Here is an 18,842-nt window from a genome sequence, read left to right as displayed (position 1 = left end):
CCGTGCCACCGGAGGCGTATCTTCTCCCCGCGCAAGGGGTATCGACGCATACGAAAAGACCGGACGGTCGCCCGCCCGGTCTCGCATCGACATTACTTGCCGCAGCACTTCTTGTACTTGCGGCCGCTGCCACAGGGGCAGGGCTCGTTGCGCCCCACCTTCGGCTGTTCGCGGCGGTAGGGTTCACTGCCGTGCACCATGCCGTCGACATAGTACCAGCGGTCACCCTCGCGGCGGAAGAAGCTGTCCTCGCGCAATTCCTGCGGAACCCCGCCAAGCATGTACCGGGCCACGAAAGAGACCTCGCCCGTGACGTCTCCCTCATGCCCCCCGCGGGTTTCGAGCACTTCAAGCCCCTCCCACTGGACGGCCTCCGACCATGCGCGCATCTCTTCGGTGCTGACGTCCTCACGTGTGTCGGGGTGAGTCGTCTCGTCGAGGTAGTCGTACATGCCGAGCGTATGCGCGGTATAGCGCGAACGCATCAGGGCTTCGGGCGTCGGGACGGTCTTTCCTTCATGCAGATAGGGGCCGCAGCACGCCTCAAGAGCGAGGCCTGAGCCGCAGGGACAAGCGTTCATGGTAATCCTTCTTTAATGATGGCCGCCGCAGCCCTCATGATGATGGCCGTGCGCCGTGCAGAGTTCCTGCTTGTCGGCCAGTTCGCCGGCAAGCCATTTCGCGGCGACCTCGGACACAGGGCCGGAAGCGCCGCGCACCACTTCGATGCCATGCTGTCTGAGCTTCATGACGGCGCCTTCGCCCATGTTGCCACCCAGCAGCACGCGCACACCCTTTTCGACCAGTACGGGGATGATGTTGGACTTGCAGCCGCAACCGGGAGGGGGTGCCAGCTGCTCTTCTTCCACAACACGCCTGCCTTCGTCCACTGTCAGAAGCGTGAAGTATTCGCAATGGCCGAAATGCTCGTCAACGATACCGTCGCGCGACGGCAGGGCAATCTTGAACATGGCTTGGTCCTCCTGTGCTGGATTGGTCACGCACAGATACTACCTGACGGCATCAAGTCAACAGGTACTGACACGATACCGCGCTGTGATTCTCGCGGGGTGGCGCAGACACCCTGTTTGTGCTAGCGTCATGCTATGGGTGTTTCTTTCGCAACCATTGCAACGAGGTAGATTCATGAGCAACGACGACGAACGGCGCAGGTACAAACGTCTGCCGAAGGCGTTCCATGTCCTCGCGCACGAATTCAAGTTTCCCATCGCGGCCCAGCCAAGGTTCGAGACCACCTGTGCCGACATCAGTGCCGGGGGTCTCTGTGTCGAGGCATCGCGCCGCTTCACCCCGGGTGACAAACTGCAGATCAAGGTTCACATCCCCACTCTGAACAAATACTCGCCCGGCTTCTTCAAATACTATGAGAACGACGCCGACCAGTACCTGCATGCCATCGCGGAGGTGACATGGGTCGACCCTTCGGCGGGACGCTACATGACAGGTCTGCGCTTTCTTGATGTTGACGAGGACGCATGCCGCGCTCTCGCCGGACTCATCACGAAAGCCGTCCGTGAAATGGATGACGATTGACGAGCGTTCCATGCTGGCCCCCCGTGGCAAGTCAGGCAGCGCTGAGCGATACCGTGCTACCGGCAGAACGGGCCGGGCATCAGCCCCTCCGGCGTGCCGGTGCACGCCCCTGCCTCTTTCGACGGAGACAGACGCGCATCGGGGAGACCCTGATACCAAGAGACGACCCGCGCTCTCGTGCGCGGGTCGTCTTGGAGCAATCGCTGTTATTTTGGAGAAGGAAGGAAGGTTGCATATACTACAGCAACACACGTGCCAAACAGCCCAACAAAGGCCATTCACACAAAAACAATAGCATATTCAGCATATTACTACAAATTCGGCACTCGTGACCGCATCCCGGAAAAGTACAACTTTTTAAACCCTCCGTCCCTGCTCCGGGGGTTGCCTGCTGAACTTGGTTCAATTTTTTAACCACCTTCGCCCCCCCATATCTATATACGTTGACACACAGAGCGCATCTCCCCATAGTCATATGGAGATTCCATGTTTTTCTATGACCAGTCAGAACCCACAGCGAACAAGGGGGGATCACATGGCCATGAAAACAGAACCCCGCATCTCCGGAGGCCCGTCTCCCGCTGCGCTCTTTCGTGAACGTCTCCGCAAGATGGGCCGCGTGGATGACGCCCGCATCCGCGCCCAGCGCATCCTCCTTGCCCTTGGCTGGGTCATAGCCCTTGCACCCAACAATGTTCCCGCATTCACCATTTCCGGAACCTACAAGGGCAAACCCGTCGTGTTATGGCTCACCGACGCCCGCCGCACCGGTCCGCCCAGGTCGCTGACCTGCCCCGCGTGGATAGGCTACTACATGCGCGACGAGACCGCAGACATGCTGGACGACCGCGAGGTTCCGAGACTCATGGACTTCCTGCGCGACCACCACGCCGAACAACTGCGGGAGGAAAGCGCGTTCAATTGACGGCGGGCGACGTCCCTCCCGGCTTGCACCGCTTTCGCCACGGTTGACGCAGCCACCCGCGGACGGGTATCAAGGTCGGTGCATTTTCAAGGAGTGGCACCCTCATGCTCGATCTCAAACTTTTGCAGAAGAACCCCGAAGTGGTCGCCAAGGCACTCGCCATGCGCCATTCGGACATCGACATCGCAACGTTCACCACGCTGGATACCCGTCGCAGGGCACTGCTCACCGAGGTGGAAAGCCTCAAGAGCGAACGCAACAAGGCCTCGGCTGAAGTGGCCAAGGCCAAGCGCGCGGGCGAGGACGCATCGGCACTCATCGAACGCCTTGGCGGTGTTTCAGAGCGCATCAAGGCGCTCGACCTCGAAGCGGAAGCGGTCAAGTCGGAACAGAACGACTGGATGCTGACCATCCCCAACATTCCGCACGAGAGCGTCCCCGAAGGCCGCGACGAGAACGACAACGTCGAAGTGCTCCGCTGGGGGACACCGCGCGCCTTCAGCTTCACTCCTCGCGAACACTGGGATATCGGCGTCGCCCTTGGCGGGCTTGATTTCGAGCGTGCAGGCAAGCTCGCTGGCAGCCGGTTCACTGTCTACTGGAAGTGGGCAGCGCGGCTTGAGCGTGCCCTTGCCAACTACTTCCTCGACACGCATATCAGTGCCAACGGCTACACCGAGGTGCTGCCCCCCTTCATGGTCAACCGCAAGACCATGACCGGCACGGGGCAACTGCCCAAATTCGAGGAGGATCTCTTCCGCCTTGAAAGCTGGGACTATTTCCTCATCCCCACCGCCGAAGTGCCCCTGACCAACCTGCACGCCGATGAGATACTCGAAGAGGGCGACCTCCCCCTCGGGTACACGGCCCAGACGCCCTGCTTCCGTTCCGAGGCGGGCAGCTACGGCAAGGACACGCGAGGGCTCATCCGCCAGCATCAGTTCACCAAGGTGGAAATGGTGCGTTTTGCCCACCCCGAACGCTCGTTCGATGAACTGGAACGGATGAGGGGACATGCCGAAGCGCTGCTCCAGAACCTTGGCCTGCCCTACCGAGTGATCACCCTGTGCAGTGGCGATATGGGCTTTTCGGCCACCAAGACGTACGACCTCGAAGTCTGGCTGCCCGGTCAAGACAAGTACCGCGAGATTTCGTCGTGCTCCAACTGCGGCGACTTCCAGGCACGCAGGGCCAATATCCGCTTCCGGCCCGCCGGTGGTGGCAAGCCCGAGTTCGTGCATACGCTGAACGGTTCCGGCCTCGCGGTGGGACGCACCCTTGTCGCCGTTCTCGAGAACTACCAGCAGGAAGACGGTTCCGTCATCGTGCCGGAAGTGCTGCGTCCTTACATGGGCGGCCTTGAACGCATCACGGCCTGACGCGCCCTCAATGCTTGACAGTGGCACACCGCCGCGCATATAAGACCGAACCTTTCGGGGGTCGTTAACTCAGTCGGTAGAGTACCTGCCTTTTAAGCAGAGAGTCGCAGGTTCGAATCCTGCACGACCCACCATGATATTACAGGGAGTTACAGCACTAGACTGTGACTCCCTTCTCTCTTTGTGTAAAGCAATTGTAAATTGGCTTGCCCGGTTTGACCCCACTGGATAGCTTTGGGCATGGCTAATAACTCTCGACACATCAAGACAAAGCACAAGGGCGTCTTCTACCGCGAGAGCGTATCTCGTACTCTTCGCGGGAAGCCAGACCGCTGCTACTCGATCTGGTACCAAGATGCCCAAGGTAAAGGGCACTGGAAGCGGATTGGCTGGGCCTCCGAGGGAGTGACCCCCGAGTCGGCCCTGCTTGAGCGCATGGAGATTTGCCGGGACGTGGGCCGGGGCCTGCCCATTGCCGATGCAGAGTCGTTCACCGTTGGGGATGCCGTCGAGCACTATATGCGAATGGCCAAGGCTGAGAAGAAGACCTCGGCCGACAAAGCTCGGGCTCACTATGACAAGCATTTGGGGCCGCTTCTCCATGCGCTGCCCTTGGTGGCCGTAACATCCACCATGCTCACAGAGATCACGGGCAGGTTGCTTGATCATCTGTCTGAGCAGAGCGTGGTTCACTTGGTCGCCTTTGCACGTCGGGCCGTATACCGCGCTATCCGCGATCAACGGTACAGAGGGGCCAACCCCTTCAGCTCCCGTCGTGAGAGCGCCTATCGCATGCCCGCTGTCGACTCTGCCCGTGAACGCTTCTTCACCCCTGAAGAGGCCACGACCCTGCTGGCTACGCTGCAGCGCTCTTCTCGGCCCTTGTACGCCATGAGCTTGCTCTCGTTGCGCACTGGTCTCCGGGTAACGGAGATCTTTGGCCTCACTGGCCAGAGCCTCTCCCCTGCGACGGGGTTCATCAACTTCACTGACAAGCAGCACAAGCGGGCGAGGGTCCACGCTGACGGTGATATCTTCGAGATGCTGGCAGAGTTTGTGGGAGCCCCTGGGGAACTCCTGTTCCCCACAGCCGATGGACGCCGGCAACGCCGAGTATCCTCCACGTTTTCGCGCACCGTCGAAAGGCTGGGCCTCAACGCCGGCATTACGGATGACCGCCAACGCATCACGTTTCACACGTGGCGGCACACCTTCGCTTCTTGGCTGGCGCAGTCTGGTCAAGTCACGCTGCAGGAACTCATGGGGCTGATGCGTCACAAGACCCTCAGCATGACCCTGAGGTATGCGCACCTCATCCCCTCCCAGCAACGAGAGAAGTTGAGCATTGTAGGCCAAGCGCTGGCCAACGCGAGCAATAACTAGCTGCACGGTTGATCCTGCGTCGGCTGGTAGGCGTTTGTGAGCCAATCCTCGACGTCGGAACGCCTGTAGCGCACCTGCTTCGCTGTCGGCTTGGAGTAACGCGGGCCGATATTATCGCGCCGCAGCTGTTCCAGATAACGCTGTGGCAGGTTGTATTCACGTTCCACATCGTCAGGGGACAGCCACAGGCTGGGTGGGCTGGTCTCTGCTTCCTCTCCTGTCGTCCTGTCCCGTACCTCAATTCGCACGTCCAGCTTGGTCGTCTCCATTGTATTGACCACGACCGCCGCTATGCGCTGCAGCATCTCGCGCATCGCGGTCGCACGGTGTTGACGGGTCTCGTACACTTGGCACGCATCATTCTCATGGACAATCAGGCCATTGCCAGCCCGCTGGATGGAGAGGATATGGTTAGCGTTCATCGGTATCCCTCTCTGCTGCAGCGCCGTGCCGTTGAACGAACACCGCCTTGCCATCGGCTATCCAGTGCTCGGGGATGTAGGCAGCGTGCAGGGCGTAGCAGGTGGGGCAGCGCCCCTCGACCTTGAGCACGCGGGTATCCCATGACGAGATGTCCTGTGCTGTGTGCATGGTGTCCCGCGAGTGCATGCGGCGTGTGACGAGCAAGCGCGAGCCCTCTTTGAATCGTCCAGAGGGTTCGTCGGCCATCATGATGATGGAGCAGCCGGGCCAATCTTTCTTACGCACAGGGGGGGCGACGAGAGCGTCCACCGTCGCGTCGGAGGCCTCGCCCGGCATAGGCACCTTGGCCGCAACAAAAGTCGCCGCCCGCGAGGCCCGAAGCTCTGCAAGGATGGCTCCGATTTCCTCCCCCAGCATCGCGGGGAATCGGTCTAGGCCATCACCAGCGAAAAGGACTCCATCACCCCATTCAGTGCTGACACGCTTCGAGCAGTCGCGCACGGCGCGTTCGAAGGCATCGTTGAGACGATCACGAATCATCTGTGCATACATGCCTACATGCCCTCCTGCTGAATACTCTCGCGGAGCGCGTGCGTATGCTGGATCTTCGCCTTCAGGACGAGCCCGTCTGCCTCCACCCTGCGCCGTGTGATCTCAAGACCGCGCGTCAGGTGGTCCAGTGCTTCCACCCGGGAGCGATGCCACCCGGCAGGCGCTGTCTGGGCATGGCTCTCTTCACTGCCACGGCACCGCACCACGAATCGTGACTCGTTGCTGATGATGACGTGCCCCTCGACGATGTGTAGACCATCGCTCCCGCGCCTGAAGAACGCCCTGTAGAGCCGCTCTCCTTCGATATAGGGGGTGTTCTGTGTCATGATGACTCCTTGTTGTGCTCGCGCCCGACGATGTAGCTCCCTTCGCGGGATAAGACGAAAGCCGCAGGGGCCGTCGGAAAGAGTGTGCCCAACGCGGCGTTGGAAAACTCTGCTCCCTTGCTGACGTCCACCGCCCTGCGTACTCGTGAGGCCTTCCCCTTTACCGCCTCCATAAGAGGCTCAAGGGCCAGTTCGCGCGTGGACGCTGACCAGTACAACGCGACATGAGATGCATCCCCCAGCAGCCTGACGGCCGCCCTGTTCAGTCGGCATCTCCGCTTCCGAATGGACAGGCGCGGAGTTCCCTTTTCGATGCTGGGGGGTGTCTGTACCGCCATGAACGTTCGTCCACCGATGATGATTGCCCCCTTCGGAACGACAGCGACATCATCACCACATTCCGCAGGAACTGCGGGAGCGGACTGGGCGGCCGAGGTGTCTTTTAGAGCAGAAGGAGAAGGCGCGCGTTCATGGGTGTCTACCACCTCTCCCTTCCGATATGCGGTGTAGCACGACCAACAAAGGCCACGAGCCGGAAGCGGTGCCTCACGACCGCAAGCCTTGCATGTTCCTTTTGATGCCATGTCATCCTCCATCACCAACATCGTCTGATTGACTGCCAAGGGTACCCGGCGGAAGCGTGTTGCTGACGCAGCCAGTTGCTGCCCCCTAGCGCACCCTTTGCAGTGGGCGAGTTGCTCCGGAGAGGCAGCGCAGACCGCGTTGCTACAGTCTGTATCGCTTGCCGGGCGGCCTAGTAGAGAGCAGTGGGCGTCCATGGGGACTCCTAGATATCGATTTCGTGACCAAGGCACCCTTTTTCATAGGGGTCGAATCGATCACAGGGCTTGAGAGGAAAAAGCTTCTTCCCTGCCGCCTTCTCCTCGCGGAGGAACTCGCGAACATCCGAAGCACTCATCGGCACGCCGTCCCGCAGGAACTTTCCCGCGAGCTTTTCATCGGGGAACAGGTATTCATCCAAGAGATAGTCAATCGCCACAGACAGATGGAATTTCTTACCTTTCATTGTTCGTCCTTTGGCTGAAGGTCAGGCTAGAGCCGCCTTGTACTAGTGCTGCTATCGCTTCCGATGCCGCCACGCCATGACGCCACACCATGCGGCCAATGTGGAGCACACAACCAACGGTCCCCACAGCCACAAGTCGGCATCAGGCATCGCGGCCACCGCCCCTGCACCCTTTCTTGAAGCCCAGCTTGCGCATGCCACTCTGGCCGATACCCGCTGCGAGGCGCTTGAGGTCGTAATTGTCAACCCCAGCCTCGATTAAGTCGCTCCACTGGTAGCCATGTTGCAGCAACACTTCAAAAGCCAAGACGTCTTCGCCTTCCTCTGCGATGTAGGCCGCTGCAGTCGCCATGCCTCGCACAAACCATGCATCTGCTTGGGCATCAGACATCATGGCACTCCTCCATCGCGGAACTCTCCGGGGTAAGGTTGCCCATGGGGCTGCATTTTGACCTGTGCCTATCCCGCACGCGGCGCACAGCAAGCCTAGCTGGCACCAGCGCGGCCTTGTCGGCCTGTGTGACTCCCCGCGCGTCAAAGAGTTCGTCGAGTTGCCGCAAGATCGCATGAGCCCTTTCTGCGAGCACTGCCGAGGGATGCATCCGCATGGTCTCCTCCTTGCCTTACTGTCGTGATACCGGGGGATACCGCGCCACTATGTTCACGGCATCCGCCGCTACCCCGAGATCTACGAGCGAACGCGCTCTGCCTCTTCTGCCCGGCTGACGATAGCGATGATGGCCCGCAAGGCTTCATACCCATCGGCCTTGATGCGACGTCCCTCTTCGGCACTGATGGAGCCATCACCAAGCGCATCGCCGAGCGTGGCCATGAGTTCTCCGAACTCGCGCACGGCTCGTATGGCGTCACGCTCTGCGCTGGCCAAGGGCCGCAATCCTGCTGGCAGAGACAGGCAGACGCACCCCATGGCCCCGCACAGGTAGTCGAGCGGGCGCGTCGACCCGGTGGCTTGCATGAGCGGAATGAGCTGCAACAAGCCGAACTTGTGGCCCGGTATGGAGCCGTTCAGTTCATTCATGAGCGTTGAATAGCCCTTGCCCATGAGCGCGGAGATCTGCGACGCGCTACGACCCGAGGGTGCGCGCTTCACGTCTTCCTGCAACACTTCAAGGATGGAGTCGTGCTCGGTCATGAGATGGTTGCCCCTCTATTCTCAACAGCAGGTTAATCGTTGCCCAACTCGTCACCCTTGGGAGGCTGATACACTCCAAAGGGGTCGGCCGGGTTGGAGAGGAAGCGCGAAAAAACCGGGCAGGCATTTTCATACGTCGCGATAAAGTCGGGATGCTTTCCTGCGAGGAGGTCCTCGACCGAAGGCAGATCTTGGGGGCGCTGCTGCATCGGGTTCTCCGTTCTGTCTGAATGATGACCATGAGGGGGAATGAGAGTTGACATATTAGATTCTCGTGTACTTTCGCGTTCAGCTTATGCAGGGCAGTAGAGTCGACTTGGCCTATGCCTCGGCTTCAGAGCGACGCCGCTGAGGGCCGGGCCGCTCGGGGCTGCGCTGAGGAAGCAACTCCTCGGGAACCTGCAGTCCGCGAAGGATGTCACGGTACTTTTCAGGGCATGCATCACTGCCAAGAATGACAGAGGCCCGCCCGGGCGTGACTCCGAACATCTCAGCGACATCGGTATTCAGGTAGCCAGCGGAACGGAGAAAGGTCTTGAGGGCGACCGGGCGCGGCACGGTGAACCCGAGGGAGGCGGATTGCGCCGCTTGTGGGGTTCTGTTAACCATTTACCTAACCTCTCGTGGAAAAGGGGTACGTTGGCTTTAGCTCTAAACTTTAAAAACAGTTTACTCAACTGTTATTGCGGTTTTATATGCAAACAAAGGGCAAAGATTGGTCGCAACACTATAAAATGCTTTGCGATATTTTTTTAAAGTCTGAATACGTTACCCACTTTGGGGCAACGAAACTTGGTCTTGCCCGCTGCCTTGGGGCTTCTCAAGGAAAGACGCAGAATTGGGAGAAGGGCCAATGGCCCTCGGCAAGCGATCTCGCGGTGATCGCGGAGAAGTTCGGCTGCTCGTACCGCTGGCTCGTTACGGGCGAAGGCGACCCGTTCGACCATCAACAGCCTCCCACCATGTCCGCAGCCCCCCCGCGGCTGAGGGCCGTCCCCATGATGGGGCTGGCCTCATGTGGTGTCGAAGGATGGAATCAGCAGACCAGCATCGCGGTGAGCGCGTCGCCGTTGATTATGGGAGAGAAGATGGTGGCCGTCGTAGCCGCGGGTGAATCAATGGTTCCCGCAGGCATCGCGAGTGGGCAAATCTGCTACTGCGACCCCGAGCAGCCAGTGCTGGAGGGCGATGCAGTCTACGTGGTCCGTCGCGATAACATGGCGACCATCAAGATGTATTTGGGAGAGGGAGAGAGGGCGGGTTATCTACGCATGCAGGGATGGCTCGACCCGGACGCCCAAGGGGTGCGCCGGAACTTCTTCATTGATGTGTTGCGCGATCAGGTGGTCACCATTGCCCCTGTGATCTACGTTCGAAGACGGTTGTAAGTGTAGACTGCACCCCGTGATTGCGGGGTTTTTTTCAGCCCGCTCCATAGTGAGCACGCACCTTCAACTTCAAGGAGCTTCCATATGAAACTGACAGCTGTTGAAAGACTCATCATCGCAAATCAGCATCAAATATTGGAACTCATTGACGCTGAGAATGCCGACAACCATAAACTTTGCAGGGAAGCCATAGAGCGTGGTTACCTTGAAGATTATTACTGGATAACTAATACGAGCATATTAAACGAACCTTCGAGTGATGTAATTGATGTCGTCCGCAACACGCTTAACATGTTTGACTGGCTTCAACGGCTGCTTGGAGTCGACGACGGGAAGAACATCCCAAGTAATGCGCTGTTCGACGGGTTTGACGGCAACACAGAAGACGACCACTTTGCATATATGGAGTTCTTCCTCCAAGGGAGCCATGGCTCACCGCGGTACGAAAGCTTGAAGTGGACAAAGCCCAAAGACCATAACAGCCATGCGCCTATGGTCCACATATACGAACGAATGCTGACCGTTTGGGAAGACCTTTCCAAAGACGGTTATGATCATTTGACCGAAGAAGACGCGCACAAAGTCCTTTCGGTACGCACCAACCACGAAGGCTAACTATGCGGTGCGGATGGTTGATGGTCTTCGTCTGCCTCTGGGCCGTTCCTACGCAGGCGAAAGACGTGGTGGAGCTAGATAGATGGCCTTGGGGGTCCCCCCAGTCTGCCATCGAGTCGAACGTAACCGACAACCACCTTGCCCATAAGACCGACAAAGTCATGATCTACGACATCGAAGTCGGCAATGGCCCCGGCAAGATGGCCTTCAATTTTGACGGAGGCCTATACAGCATTGGCATCATACCTGACGGCATAGCTCAAGGCGACATAGCCGCTTGGTACAACGCTCTTTCAGCAAGTGTAGCCAAGGACTATGGGGCACCACAGGAGAAGGACGCGGCCTGCAAGGGGCTTCCAGAGCCATGCGTTCGCAACCTATGGCAAATCAAACCCGACACCCATGCCTTGGTAGTACGCGCTGGCGAGCAAGGGAAAGAGCGCGTTTGGCTCACATATACCGCGTCCGACATGCGGAATCCGACCATTCGACAGGAGGCGTACGCAGCGGCCTTGGCGACTGTTCAGAAGCACAAGCTCGTACGGAGTGCCGCGTGGAACAGCAAGGGCTTTGTCCCGTCCCTACTGGTGGGAGTCACGGGGCAGGGCAAAAAGCCGGGCGCATACAACGGGCTTGCACAAGGATTTTGCGGCACATTGGCGGCAAATGGCATCGGGGGCGCTGTGGTCCGCGTGCTCGACGAGGACCAGCCGACTGGCACATGGGTGGAATTGGGCAAGGCTGAATGCCCCGAGTTGCCTCCCGCAGGCGCGGCATCCGCCACCACAGAGCGGCTTATGGACATTGCCACCGTTGCCGGGAAAGACACCGGAGCAGTGTCCAAAATGCTCGGCAAGCCCACTGACACGGAAAAGAGCAAGTATGGTCAACGCGCCTATTACAAGCTCAAGGACGGTACCGAGGTCGAGATCGTCTACATCAGCGGCAAAGCCGATTGGATAACCATCCATCCGGGTAGTCCGGTCCCCTTCGGGCCTGCTTGCGGGCAAGCCATTGGCATCACCGTTCCGCCGATGTTCGCGTCCTCCTCCGTCGTTCGCTGGGATGGCTGGAAGACAGCAGAAGCACATGCCGCCGGGCCGCACGTCGACTACTGGTATATCAAGGTGAAGACGCAATAGAACAGCTATATTTGCTACCAACCACCGCCAACACCAAAGGAGATAATCCTATGATGTCGAAGGAAGCCATTGAGGAGCAGTGCCCTGAGCTTATACTGTCCGACGACAATGAAGGCCTTTGTAATATGTGCGACGATCCAACGGGGCTAACTTTTTTCCGTGACCCTTGCCCCGTTCCCCGTCCACAAAAATGGTACGTCTGTCAAAAATGTGCCCCAGTATTTATAGCGCAGTGGAAAAAAGATCATGAAGAGTTTTGTGAAGCGTTTGACGAGGCCGCAAGCCATTATGAATAGTCGTTCACAAAAGCTCATTTGACACATCGAAGACAGCACAAAACAACTTCAAGCAGGCAAGCCGGGACCCCCGACCTGCCTGCTTTCTTATTACCCTCGTGGCTGCACTCGCTCGAGTGCCGAGCTTACCAGATAGGCTGACCGGGTTGAGCCAGATGCCTTGGCGGCTTTGTCGATAAGCCCAAGAGCGTAACGCGGCACAGTGATATTGATGCGCTGCGGAGTGCTATCCAGAAAGTCCGGGTTCACCTCCACCAACAGAAGCACCTTGCCATCGGCCTCTTCGAGCCGCTGCACGTCTTCAAGCCGAGACGGCTGCGGGAATATCTCGGGGTCTTCGCCGAGCATCCACGTTTCGACAGCGTCTTGTACGTTGTCGAGCAGTTCGTCGAGAGTCTCACCCATAGGATAGCAGCCGGGGAAGTCCGGAAGAATACCGCCGTAACTGCTGCCCGCGTCTTTGGATACGAGGAGAGGGTAGCGCATAGTATAATCTCCGTGAGGAGGGGGGGGGGAGCCCCCCTCCTGTTTACGTTAGTTTTTCCTTGATTTGCTTTTCCATGTTCTTCAAGAGGTCGACGGAGATTTCGTGGCTACCCTTGCTGATGACCGTCCATCTTCCGTCGGGGTGTCTGTATTTGATGTGCTTTTTACCCCCGACCTCTTGAAACCCTAGCCCCTTCAGCCGTTTTACCAGTTCCGTCGTCTTCATGAATACAAAATACACACGGTACACACTTGAGTCAAGCAAAAAGTGTGTACCGTGTGTATTTTGTATAGATCTAATGGCGGGCAGTTTATCCGGCTGCTTTCACCCCGCTGGCCGCACATACCTGCCCTGCCGCACCTCTATGGTGCCGTGGGCCAGCAACGCACGCACGCTACGCGGCTGCTGGCCCTTGCGGACGTCCAGTTGCAGGATGAGCAGCCTGCGCCACATCTCGGCGATGTACTCGCACTTGCGGCGCTCTCCGGGTATGACACGCCGCCAGTAGCGCAGATAGATGTAGGGCGTTCCGTCGGGCTTGCGGTGCAGGCACGGCGTACAGCCAAGGCTGAAGAGCTTCTTGTGGGGGTCAAACGGTTCACGCATGAAGGCATCATAGCGCGAAACGTCGCCCCCCTGTAGAGGCCATAGCAACGATGGTACGCCTACACCGGATAGCTCACCGCCACGGCCATGACCGATTCCACCGTCTGCGCGGCTTCAACCATCGCTTCAAGTTCTGCCCGGCGCGTGGCCAGCTTCTGCCGGGCATAGTCCAGCCCGGTTGGGTCGGTGGTGGCCAGCAGTGCAGCTTCAACAGCCACAACGGTGGGCGTGGGGTCGGAGATAGCCACCACACCCGCGAGGGCGGCATCATGCCCGGCGGCAATCTCCGCACGTTTGGCGGCTTTGGCATCGGCCAGTGAAGGCCCCGGTGCTGCCATAGCCACGGGTCGCCCTGCACTATCCGGCCGGATGACAAAGCCCCGCGTCTGCGCTTCCAGCAGTGCGGTGTGCTCTTCGGCGGTGATGGCCACCGCGTCGGCCGGTATGTGGGCATGAAGGTGGGCGGCATAGAAGCCGCCTGTCTGGGGCGAATAGAAAATCATCCTGTCCTCCTAGAATCCAAGCGCGGTGAGGAATGCACCGTTCACGGCGGCAGCCCCGTTGTTGTAGACGGTCACGCTTTGTAAGCCGGATATGACGACGGAGAGAGCACCCGCGCCCGCCTGCTGGCCGTGACGGGCTGTCGCATGAGCGAACAGCACCGACGCCGGGAAGGCGTAAGGGAACGTCAGCACCCTGTTGCCCCCTGCGGCGATTGCATCGGTGATGTGCGTCCACTGCCATAGCAGCCCGCTCGGGAACCGCTGATAACCGGTGGACGTCAGGTTGGCGGCCGTATTCGAGGCTCCGGTAAGGTGGATTGAGCCGCCCAGCACGTACCATGCACTCGACACGGCCACGAATCGGGCGGTGTCGTAGCCGCCAATGGCAATGCTCGTGGCAGGCCCCGCAAGGCCGTTCACCAGCGTGTCGGAACCTTGCCGCGCTACCATGACGCCCGCGCCGTTTCCGTAGATTTCAATCACCGAGCCTTGAGGGACGGATGACGCCTGCGGCAGCGTGAACGTCAACCCTGCCCCTTGTGCCATGATGACTTTGCCGCAGTCACCGGCTTCAAGGGTCGTGCTGGCTGCGTAGCCTGTCATGCCTGCGAAGTTGCCAAGTGCCCGCTGCACGAACTCCGTGGTGGCGGCTTTTTTGTCGCGGGCGAACTGCGCTGGGGTGGTGAGGTTGTGCAGCAGGTTCGCCAGCCCTGCTGGGGTCACGCCCCGGTCTGCATCCGTGCCCGTCAGCACCTCCGCCGGGGTGGCCAGTTCCACAAGCCCCGCCTGTTCCGTGGTGGCCAGCGGTGCGGCCCGGTCGGTTATCATCTTGGTGATGGCGGCCTTCAGCTGGTCGTGCTTCGCCTTGTCCAGCGTGAGGCCCGCGCCCTCGATGACGCCCGAAAGTTCTTCCTGCACGGCGTTGGCCCAGTCGTCGGTAACGATGGTAGGCGGAATGCCTGCCGTGGGGTCGCCATCGGTGAAACGGTTGTCTTGCGTGGCACCGGGGCCGTCGATTCTATGCATGGGTCGCTCCTTGCTGGGCGCTGGCTGCGCCATAGGTGAAGATCACATGGGTGTGCGCGGGCTTCAGCCGCCTGATGACGCACTCGAGCCGCTCATGCCCCCAGCGGCGCAGGGGTTCGCCTGCCGCACCGGCACCCACGGCGAAGCCCCGCACCGGAACGGAGGGAGCACCGATGGTGAAGGTATGCACCCACGCCCCGTTGGAGAGGGGCTGGCCAACGGCGGAATGCCCCACCCTGAAAGGCCGGTACTCCCGCACGGTGCAGACGCCCCCGGCCAGCAGCGTCGCCAGTTCCGCATAGTATTCCGGGGTCTGCCCGCCACGGGCGGAAAGGCGGAGCACCACGTTCTCGCGGCGTTCGGCGATGGTCTCGCCCGGTTGCGAGCATCCGTCAGGCAGGCCGCAGACACGTTCCCACTCCGGCAGCAGGGCCAGCGCCTGCGCCGGGTCCATCTCCGCAAGCAGACGGTGGCCTGTGGCATCCACGCGGGCAGGTTCCATGGCCAGCGCCCGCGCAAGGGCCGTGAGCACGGCCTCCGGGTCACGCGGCCATGCCGGGCCTTGGGGCAACAGCTGCAAGAGTTGCGCGGCGTAGTCGTCTTCTGTGTAGGGTTGCATGCGTGCTCCTAGGCCGTGGCGAAGGTGATGTCGCCCAGCACCGGCATCTGGTGGCTGGCGGGCACGACGTCCGCCGTGGGGGATTGGAGGACGTGGTCCTCCTCACCGGGTGAGACGGAGACGGCCTCGCGCAGGTGCGACACCCTGATGACCGCACCGGGCGAGGATTCGCGGGCGAACAGGTCGCGCAGTTCAGCCCGCACCGCCGCACGCACGGCCTCGCTATCGGGCACGAGGCGCACGGTGATGGGCACGGTCAGCACCTGCGGCGCGAACACCGTCACCTCGCAGGTGACCGGGCGCACGCCTTCAAGGTGCGCCTGCACCTTGGCCAGCAACGTGCTATCCGGGATGGGGCCTGAAGCCAGGCCATCGGCGACCACGGCCACCCCCACCGTCCCCGCGCCCATTCGCCCCGGGTAGACCCACGCGCGGGTGATGCCGGGCACCTCGAGTGCCCACGCCACATAGTCGGCAGCGGCCCCGCCGTGGGGCGGTTCCTGAATGCGTCGCAGCAGTCTGGCGCGAAGGCTCGCATCGTCTTCGGCATCCAGCCCGCCGGTGATGCCGTTACCCGTCACCTGCGCCACGGGCTGCAACCCGGCCACGGGCGAAGTCAGCATGAGAGACTGCCCGGCGGCGACGTTGCCCCCCTGCCCTGCCACAAGCGCGGTCACGCTGGCCGTGACCGTCGCGCCGGCGGCGTGGCTGTCGGCCTGCACCCGGTAGAGGGTTCCGTCATCGCGCCGCAGTTCCTGCCCGGCAGGCAGCACGGCCCCAGGCTGACCTTGCAGGGTCACGGTTCCGGCTGCGGCCACGGCGGGCTTGCGGCCGATGCCCCATACCCGCGCAAGGCGGGCCAGATACTCGGCCTCTGCCGTGTCCGGAAAGGGCTGCTGCGCCAGCCAGTCGAGATAGCCATAGAGCATGTGGGCCTGCCCTGCTGTAACCCGGGCCAGCACCCCGGCCACGGAACGCCGGAGGGGTTGCTCGCCGTCGAGCAACCGCGCCGAAAGATCGGACTCGGCACGCTCTACCAGCGCAGGCAGACTTGGACGATCAAAGGGCATGGTGCCTCCTATGCAAGGTCGAACCGGTTCGTTTCCGGACGGTAGCCGAACGTCTGTTGCCACCCGCCAGCCCCGCGCGGCAGCCGCAGCTGCACCGTGATGTGCAGGTGGCCCGGCCCGACCACGCTGGCGAACACCTCAAGGGACTCCACCCGCCCCTCGTCGACGAGCCATTGCAGAGCCTCGAGCGCATAGTCACGCGCCCGGGCGACCACTTCGGGAAGTTGCTTCTCGCGGCGCAGCAGCCACAGGCGCGAGCCGATGCGGTCCTTGCCGCCGGGCAGGGTGGCGTCGGCCCACCAGCCCCGGCGGTCGGCCTCGCCTGCGGGCAGTTCGTCGCCCCCGTCGGCAAGGCGGTCGCTGAAGAGGCTGACCACCACGGCAGAGAGCAGGCCGTCGTCAATGGCAAGGTCCTTGGCCCCGGCAAGATGGGTCAGGGCGAGGTCGGCACCAAGACTGCCGAACGCCAGCAACAGGTCTGCCACATCAGCCTCCGATGGGCGGCAGGGTCGCCGCGCCGTTGGTCTCCGGGTGGGTATGCGCGCGGAGCGACACGGCCCCGGCCTTGGCGTCGGCATCGGTGGTGAGGTCGCCCGTGGTATGGAGCGCGCCCTCGAAACGGGCCGAGGCCGCACCACCGCCAGCCCCCCGCGCCGTGAAGGCCGGAGTGGTGAAGGTGACTCCCTCTGAAGCCGTGACGCCGAAACGCCTGGTGGTCATGGTCACATCCTCTTGCGCCTCCACCTCGAGGTGCAGCGTCGACACCTTGATGCGCCTGTCGCGCATGAGGTGGATGACATCGCCCTCGTCGGTGTAGAGGGCCACCTCGCCGGGCTGTAGGCTCACGAGACGGTAACGCCGGTCGTCCACGGCGATGGCCACACCGTGCCCGCGGTCGGCACCGAGAAAGATCACGGCGGCCTCGGCCCCCGGGTGGGGATGCGAGGTGAGTCCGTAGTTCTGAAAACGCTCCACCCCGTCGGCCAGTTCGCCGTCGAGAAGGCCCAGTTGCAGGGCCTGCATCCTGACCCCGTCGGACACGAGCCTGACCACGGCACGGGCGGCCATGCCGCAGAGCTTGCGCTTGAAGGGGTCGAGCATCCTGTTGAAGGTGTTGCGGTCCATCCTATTCTCCGTTGAGGATGCGGGTCTTCTCCGCTTCAGACAGTTCGCGCGCCCCTTGCAACAGGTCGGCGGGCTTGCCGTCCTTGTCCTTCTTGAGCTTCTTCTCGAACTCCTGCGCGAAGGCCAGCGGGCTGCGAAGGGTGAGCGCGGTGGTGGTGCCGCCGGACGAGAGCCGATGCACGACCTTGCCGATCATGAGGTCCTGCTCGATACGCAGCCACGGCAGAACCACGCGGCACATGGCATTGAGCGGCCATAGCGAGCCGTCGCCCTGCCGCCACCCCTGCACCGTGACGTTGACGGATACGGAACGCCCGGCGCGCACGCTGGCCTCCCATTCCGCACGGCGGCGGGCGGTGGCACCATCCTTGGGCGTCTCCCCGGAGATGACGTGCGGGCGGTAGCGACCGATGACGGGATCACTGGCTGTCGCCACCACCGAGGCGGCCCCGGCAGCGTCCACCGTGTCGGAACCGCGCTGCTGGGCCAGCACACGGTACTCGCTGAAGCGGTCGCGGGCGTCGAACTCGACCTCGGCCGAGAGCACGTTCTGCCCCTGCACCAGTGCCGTCGTGGCCCGCCCTGCCCCGATGGCCACGAGCACGATCTCGCCACCAGCGCCGGGCATGGCCATGAGTTCTCGCTGGCGCAGGCCCCGCTCGAGGCATTCCCACGCCGTCTCGCCCGGCTCTATCTTGTGTACGGCAAGGGGTGCGCCCTCTGCGCCCTCACATCGCACGCGCACCCCGAAGGGCGCGGCCAATGCTGTGGCCAGCCTCGAGCAGGTTATCTGCCGCCATTCACCGGGGGTATGCAGGGCCGCACAGTCCACAAGGTCGGCGCTGGCGTCGCGTCCGGAAACGCGAATGGCGTGCTGCGTTGCGGCAAGGCTCGGCTTGACCGCATCGATGTGGCCCCTGATGAGTTCATCACTGCCCGCGCGGATGGAGCAACGCATACCGGGTGCCAGCGGCAGGGCCGTCATGCCCTCGACCCAGCGGTCTGCAAGCGACAGTTCGAAGGAGCCTGCCACGGCATCCACGGCGCGGGTTATGGTCACCTCTTCCCAGCCGAGCCATTGCACGCCGTCGATGTCGAGGGCGATGCGCTCGGCCCTGTCGGTCTGGTCACGCACGACGGAGAACCTCCTTACCCGCTTCGATGTCGGGCATGATGCCGCGCGGCATAGCCTCGCGGCCCGCCATCTGCGCTATCTGCTCGCTACCGCTCGCGACTGCGTCGC

General features: G+C 61.5%; 28 protein-coding genes and 1 tRNA gene. 9 read left to right on the top strand and 20 right to left on the bottom strand.

The window, feature by feature from the left end:
- Positions 1 to 92: 92 nt before the first annotated feature.
- Both DVU_RS01175 and DVU_RS01170 read right to left on the bottom strand, forming a co-directional pair.
- The gene (locus tag DVU_RS01175; RefSeq protein ID WP_010937552.1) at positions 93 to 581 is read right to left on the bottom strand and encodes a YchJ family protein; all 489 of its coding nucleotides are present in this window, start codon (positions 579 to 581) and stop codon (positions 93 to 95) included.
- Positions 582 to 593: 12 nt separating this feature from the next.
- Complete coding sequence (locus DVU_RS01170) at positions 594 to 971, bottom strand: NifB/NifX family molybdenum-iron cluster-binding protein (RefSeq protein WP_010937551.1); 378 nt, start codon at positions 969 to 971, stop codon at positions 594 to 596.
- Between the two features lie 175 nt (positions 972 to 1,146).
- Here DVU_RS01170 and DVU_RS01165 point away from each other — a divergent pair, with 175 nt between their 5' ends.
- The 5 genes from DVU_RS01165 to DVU_RS01145 all read left to right on the top strand — a co-directional run bounded on the left by DVU_RS01165 (position 1,147) and on the right by DVU_RS01145 (position 5,241).
- Positions 1,147 to 1,554: a PilZ domain-containing protein gene (locus tag DVU_RS01165; protein WP_011793049.1), complete on the top strand. Its 408-nt coding sequence runs from the start codon at positions 1,147 to 1,149 to the stop codon at positions 1,552 to 1,554.
- Between the two features lie 541 nt (positions 1,555 to 2,095).
- Positions 2,096 to 2,479 (top strand): hypothetical protein, encoded by a 384-nt coding sequence (locus tag DVU_RS01160; protein WP_223295124.1) that lies wholly within the window; start codon positions 2,096 to 2,098, stop codon positions 2,477 to 2,479.
- Between the two features lie 104 nt (positions 2,480 to 2,583).
- The gene (gene serS / locus DVU_RS01155) at positions 2,584 to 3,858 is read left to right on the top strand and encodes a serine--tRNA ligase (RefSeq protein ID WP_010937547.1); all 1,275 of its coding nucleotides are present in this window, start codon (positions 2,584 to 2,586) and stop codon (positions 3,856 to 3,858) included.
- Positions 3,859 to 3,916: 58 nt separating this feature from the next.
- Positions 3,917 to 3,992, top strand: a tRNA-Lys gene (locus DVU_RS01150).
- A gap of 106 nt (positions 3,993 to 4,098) precedes the next feature.
- Positions 4,099 to 5,241: a tyrosine-type recombinase/integrase gene (locus DVU_RS01145; protein ID WP_010937546.1), complete on the top strand. Its 1,143-nt coding sequence runs from the start codon at positions 4,099 to 4,101 to the stop codon at positions 5,239 to 5,241.
- On the opposite strand, the gene DVU_RS01140 is transcribed toward DVU_RS01145, so the two are convergent.
- From DVU_RS01140 to DVU_RS01105, 8 genes are all read right to left on the bottom strand, one after another.
- Positions 5,238 to 5,663: a helix-turn-helix transcriptional regulator gene (locus DVU_RS01140; protein WP_164928122.1), complete on the bottom strand. Its 426-nt coding sequence runs from the start codon at positions 5,661 to 5,663 to the stop codon at positions 5,238 to 5,240. The two genes, DVU_RS01145 and DVU_RS01140, sit on opposite strands and share 4 nt — an antisense overlap.
- Positions 5,653 to 6,216 (bottom strand): hypothetical protein, encoded by a 564-nt coding sequence (locus DVU_RS01135; RefSeq protein ID WP_010937545.1) that lies wholly within the window; start codon positions 6,214 to 6,216, stop codon positions 5,653 to 5,655. The genes DVU_RS01140 and DVU_RS01135 overlap by 11 nt, the downstream gene beginning before the upstream one ends.
- Before the next feature lie 2 nt (positions 6,217 to 6,218).
- Positions 6,219 to 6,542: a hypothetical protein gene (locus DVU_RS01130; protein ID WP_010937544.1), complete on the bottom strand. Its 324-nt coding sequence runs from the start codon at positions 6,540 to 6,542 to the stop codon at positions 6,219 to 6,221.
- Between the two features lie 787 nt (positions 6,543 to 7,329).
- Positions 7,330 to 7,569: a hypothetical protein gene (locus tag DVU_RS01125; protein ID WP_164928121.1), complete on the bottom strand. Its 240-nt coding sequence runs from the start codon at positions 7,567 to 7,569 to the stop codon at positions 7,330 to 7,332.
- A gap of 142 nt (positions 7,570 to 7,711) precedes the next feature.
- Complete coding sequence (locus DVU_RS01120) at positions 7,712 to 7,963, bottom strand: hypothetical protein (RefSeq protein ID WP_164928120.1); 252 nt, start codon at positions 7,961 to 7,963, stop codon at positions 7,712 to 7,714.
- A gap of 294 nt (positions 7,964 to 8,257) precedes the next feature.
- The gene (locus DVU_RS01115) at positions 8,258 to 8,722 is read right to left on the bottom strand and encodes a phage regulatory CII family protein (protein WP_010937540.1); all 465 of its coding nucleotides are present in this window, start codon (positions 8,720 to 8,722) and stop codon (positions 8,258 to 8,260) included.
- A gap of 32 nt (positions 8,723 to 8,754) precedes the next feature.
- Positions 8,755 to 8,931: a hypothetical protein gene (locus DVU_RS01110; RefSeq protein ID WP_164928119.1), complete on the bottom strand. Its 177-nt coding sequence runs from the start codon at positions 8,929 to 8,931 to the stop codon at positions 8,755 to 8,757.
- A 112-nt stretch (positions 8,932 to 9,043) separates the two neighbouring features.
- Positions 9,044 to 9,331, bottom strand: a complete 288-nt coding sequence (locus DVU_RS01105; protein WP_164928118.1) for an XRE family transcriptional regulator — start codon at positions 9,329 to 9,331, stop codon at positions 9,044 to 9,046.
- A gap of 86 nt (positions 9,332 to 9,417) precedes the next feature.
- Between DVU_RS01105 and DVU_RS01100 the strand changes: the two genes are divergently transcribed.
- From DVU_RS01100 to DVU_RS01085, 4 genes are all read left to right on the top strand, one after another.
- Positions 9,418 to 10,110 (top strand): LexA family transcriptional regulator, encoded by a 693-nt coding sequence (locus DVU_RS01100; protein WP_164928117.1) that lies wholly within the window; start codon positions 9,418 to 9,420, stop codon positions 10,108 to 10,110.
- Between the two features lie 84 nt (positions 10,111 to 10,194).
- A complete protein-coding gene (locus tag DVU_RS01095) occupies positions 10,195 to 10,725 on the top strand; it encodes a YfbU family protein (protein WP_010937537.1) in 531 nt (176 codons plus the stop codon).
- A 161-nt stretch (positions 10,726 to 10,886) separates the two neighbouring features.
- Positions 10,887 to 11,867, top strand: coding sequence for a hypothetical protein (locus tag DVU_RS01090; protein WP_164928116.1), 981 nt, complete (start codon positions 10,887 to 10,889; stop codon positions 11,865 to 11,867).
- Between the two features lie 50 nt (positions 11,868 to 11,917).
- Positions 11,918 to 12,163 (top strand): hypothetical protein, encoded by a 246-nt coding sequence (locus tag DVU_RS01085; RefSeq protein ID WP_164928115.1) that lies wholly within the window; start codon positions 11,918 to 11,920, stop codon positions 12,161 to 12,163.
- Between the two features lie 90 nt (positions 12,164 to 12,253).
- Here DVU_RS01085 and DVU_RS01080 read toward each other — a convergent pair whose 3' ends face one another.
- The 10 genes from DVU_RS01080 to DVU_RS01035 form a co-directional block, all read right to left on the bottom strand.
- Positions 12,254 to 12,649 (bottom strand): type II toxin-antitoxin system HicB family antitoxin, encoded by a 396-nt coding sequence (locus tag DVU_RS01080; protein ID WP_010937534.1) that lies wholly within the window; start codon positions 12,647 to 12,649, stop codon positions 12,254 to 12,256.
- A gap of 43 nt (positions 12,650 to 12,692) precedes the next feature.
- Positions 12,693 to 12,875, bottom strand: coding sequence for a type II toxin-antitoxin system HicA family toxin (locus DVU_RS16980; protein WP_010937533.1), 183 nt, complete (start codon positions 12,873 to 12,875; stop codon positions 12,693 to 12,695).
- Between the two features lie 99 nt (positions 12,876 to 12,974).
- Complete coding sequence (locus DVU_RS01070) at positions 12,975 to 13,256, bottom strand: hypothetical protein (protein WP_226987318.1); 282 nt, start codon at positions 13,254 to 13,256, stop codon at positions 12,975 to 12,977.
- Between the two features lie 59 nt (positions 13,257 to 13,315).
- Positions 13,316 to 13,759 (bottom strand): tail assembly protein, encoded by a 444-nt coding sequence (locus tag DVU_RS01065; RefSeq protein ID WP_010937531.1) that lies wholly within the window; start codon positions 13,757 to 13,759, stop codon positions 13,316 to 13,318.
- 9 nt (positions 13,760 to 13,768) lie between these two features.
- Entirely contained in the window at positions 13,769 to 14,785 is a 1,017-nt protein-coding gene (locus DVU_RS16745; protein ID WP_010937530.1) for a gp53-like domain-containing protein, read from the bottom strand.
- On the bottom strand, positions 14,778 to 15,404 hold the full coding sequence (locus DVU_RS01055; protein ID WP_010937529.1) for a YmfQ family protein: 627 nt from the start codon (positions 15,402 to 15,404) through the stop codon (positions 14,778 to 14,780). Before DVU_RS01055 ends, DVU_RS16745 begins: the two co-directional genes overlap by 8 nt.
- A gap of 8 nt (positions 15,405 to 15,412) precedes the next feature.
- Positions 15,413 to 16,474, bottom strand: a complete 1,062-nt coding sequence (locus tag DVU_RS01050; protein ID WP_010937528.1) for a baseplate J/gp47 family protein — start codon at positions 16,472 to 16,474, stop codon at positions 15,413 to 15,415.
- A gap of 8 nt (positions 16,475 to 16,482) precedes the next feature.
- The gene (locus tag DVU_RS01045) at positions 16,483 to 16,959 is read right to left on the bottom strand and encodes a phage GP46 family protein (RefSeq protein ID WP_010937527.1); all 477 of its coding nucleotides are present in this window, start codon (positions 16,957 to 16,959) and stop codon (positions 16,483 to 16,485) included.
- Position 16,960: 1 nt separating this feature from the next.
- On the bottom strand, positions 16,961 to 17,599 hold the full coding sequence (locus DVU_RS01040) for a phage baseplate assembly protein V (protein ID WP_010937526.1): 639 nt from the start codon (positions 17,597 to 17,599) through the stop codon (positions 16,961 to 16,963).
- Between the two features lies 1 nt (position 17,600).
- Entirely contained in the window at positions 17,601 to 18,734 is a 1,134-nt protein-coding gene (locus DVU_RS01035; RefSeq protein WP_010937525.1) for a phage baseplate assembly protein, read from the bottom strand.
- Positions 18,735 to 18,842: the final 108 nt, after the last annotated feature.

Origin of the sequence: Nitratidesulfovibrio vulgaris str. Hildenborough, assembly GCF_000195755.1 — a bacterium.
Lineage (GTDB): Bacteria > Desulfobacterota > Desulfovibrionia > Desulfovibrionales > Desulfovibrionaceae > Nitratidesulfovibrio > Nitratidesulfovibrio vulgaris.
This window is presented reverse-complemented; position numbering and strand designations above follow the sequence as displayed.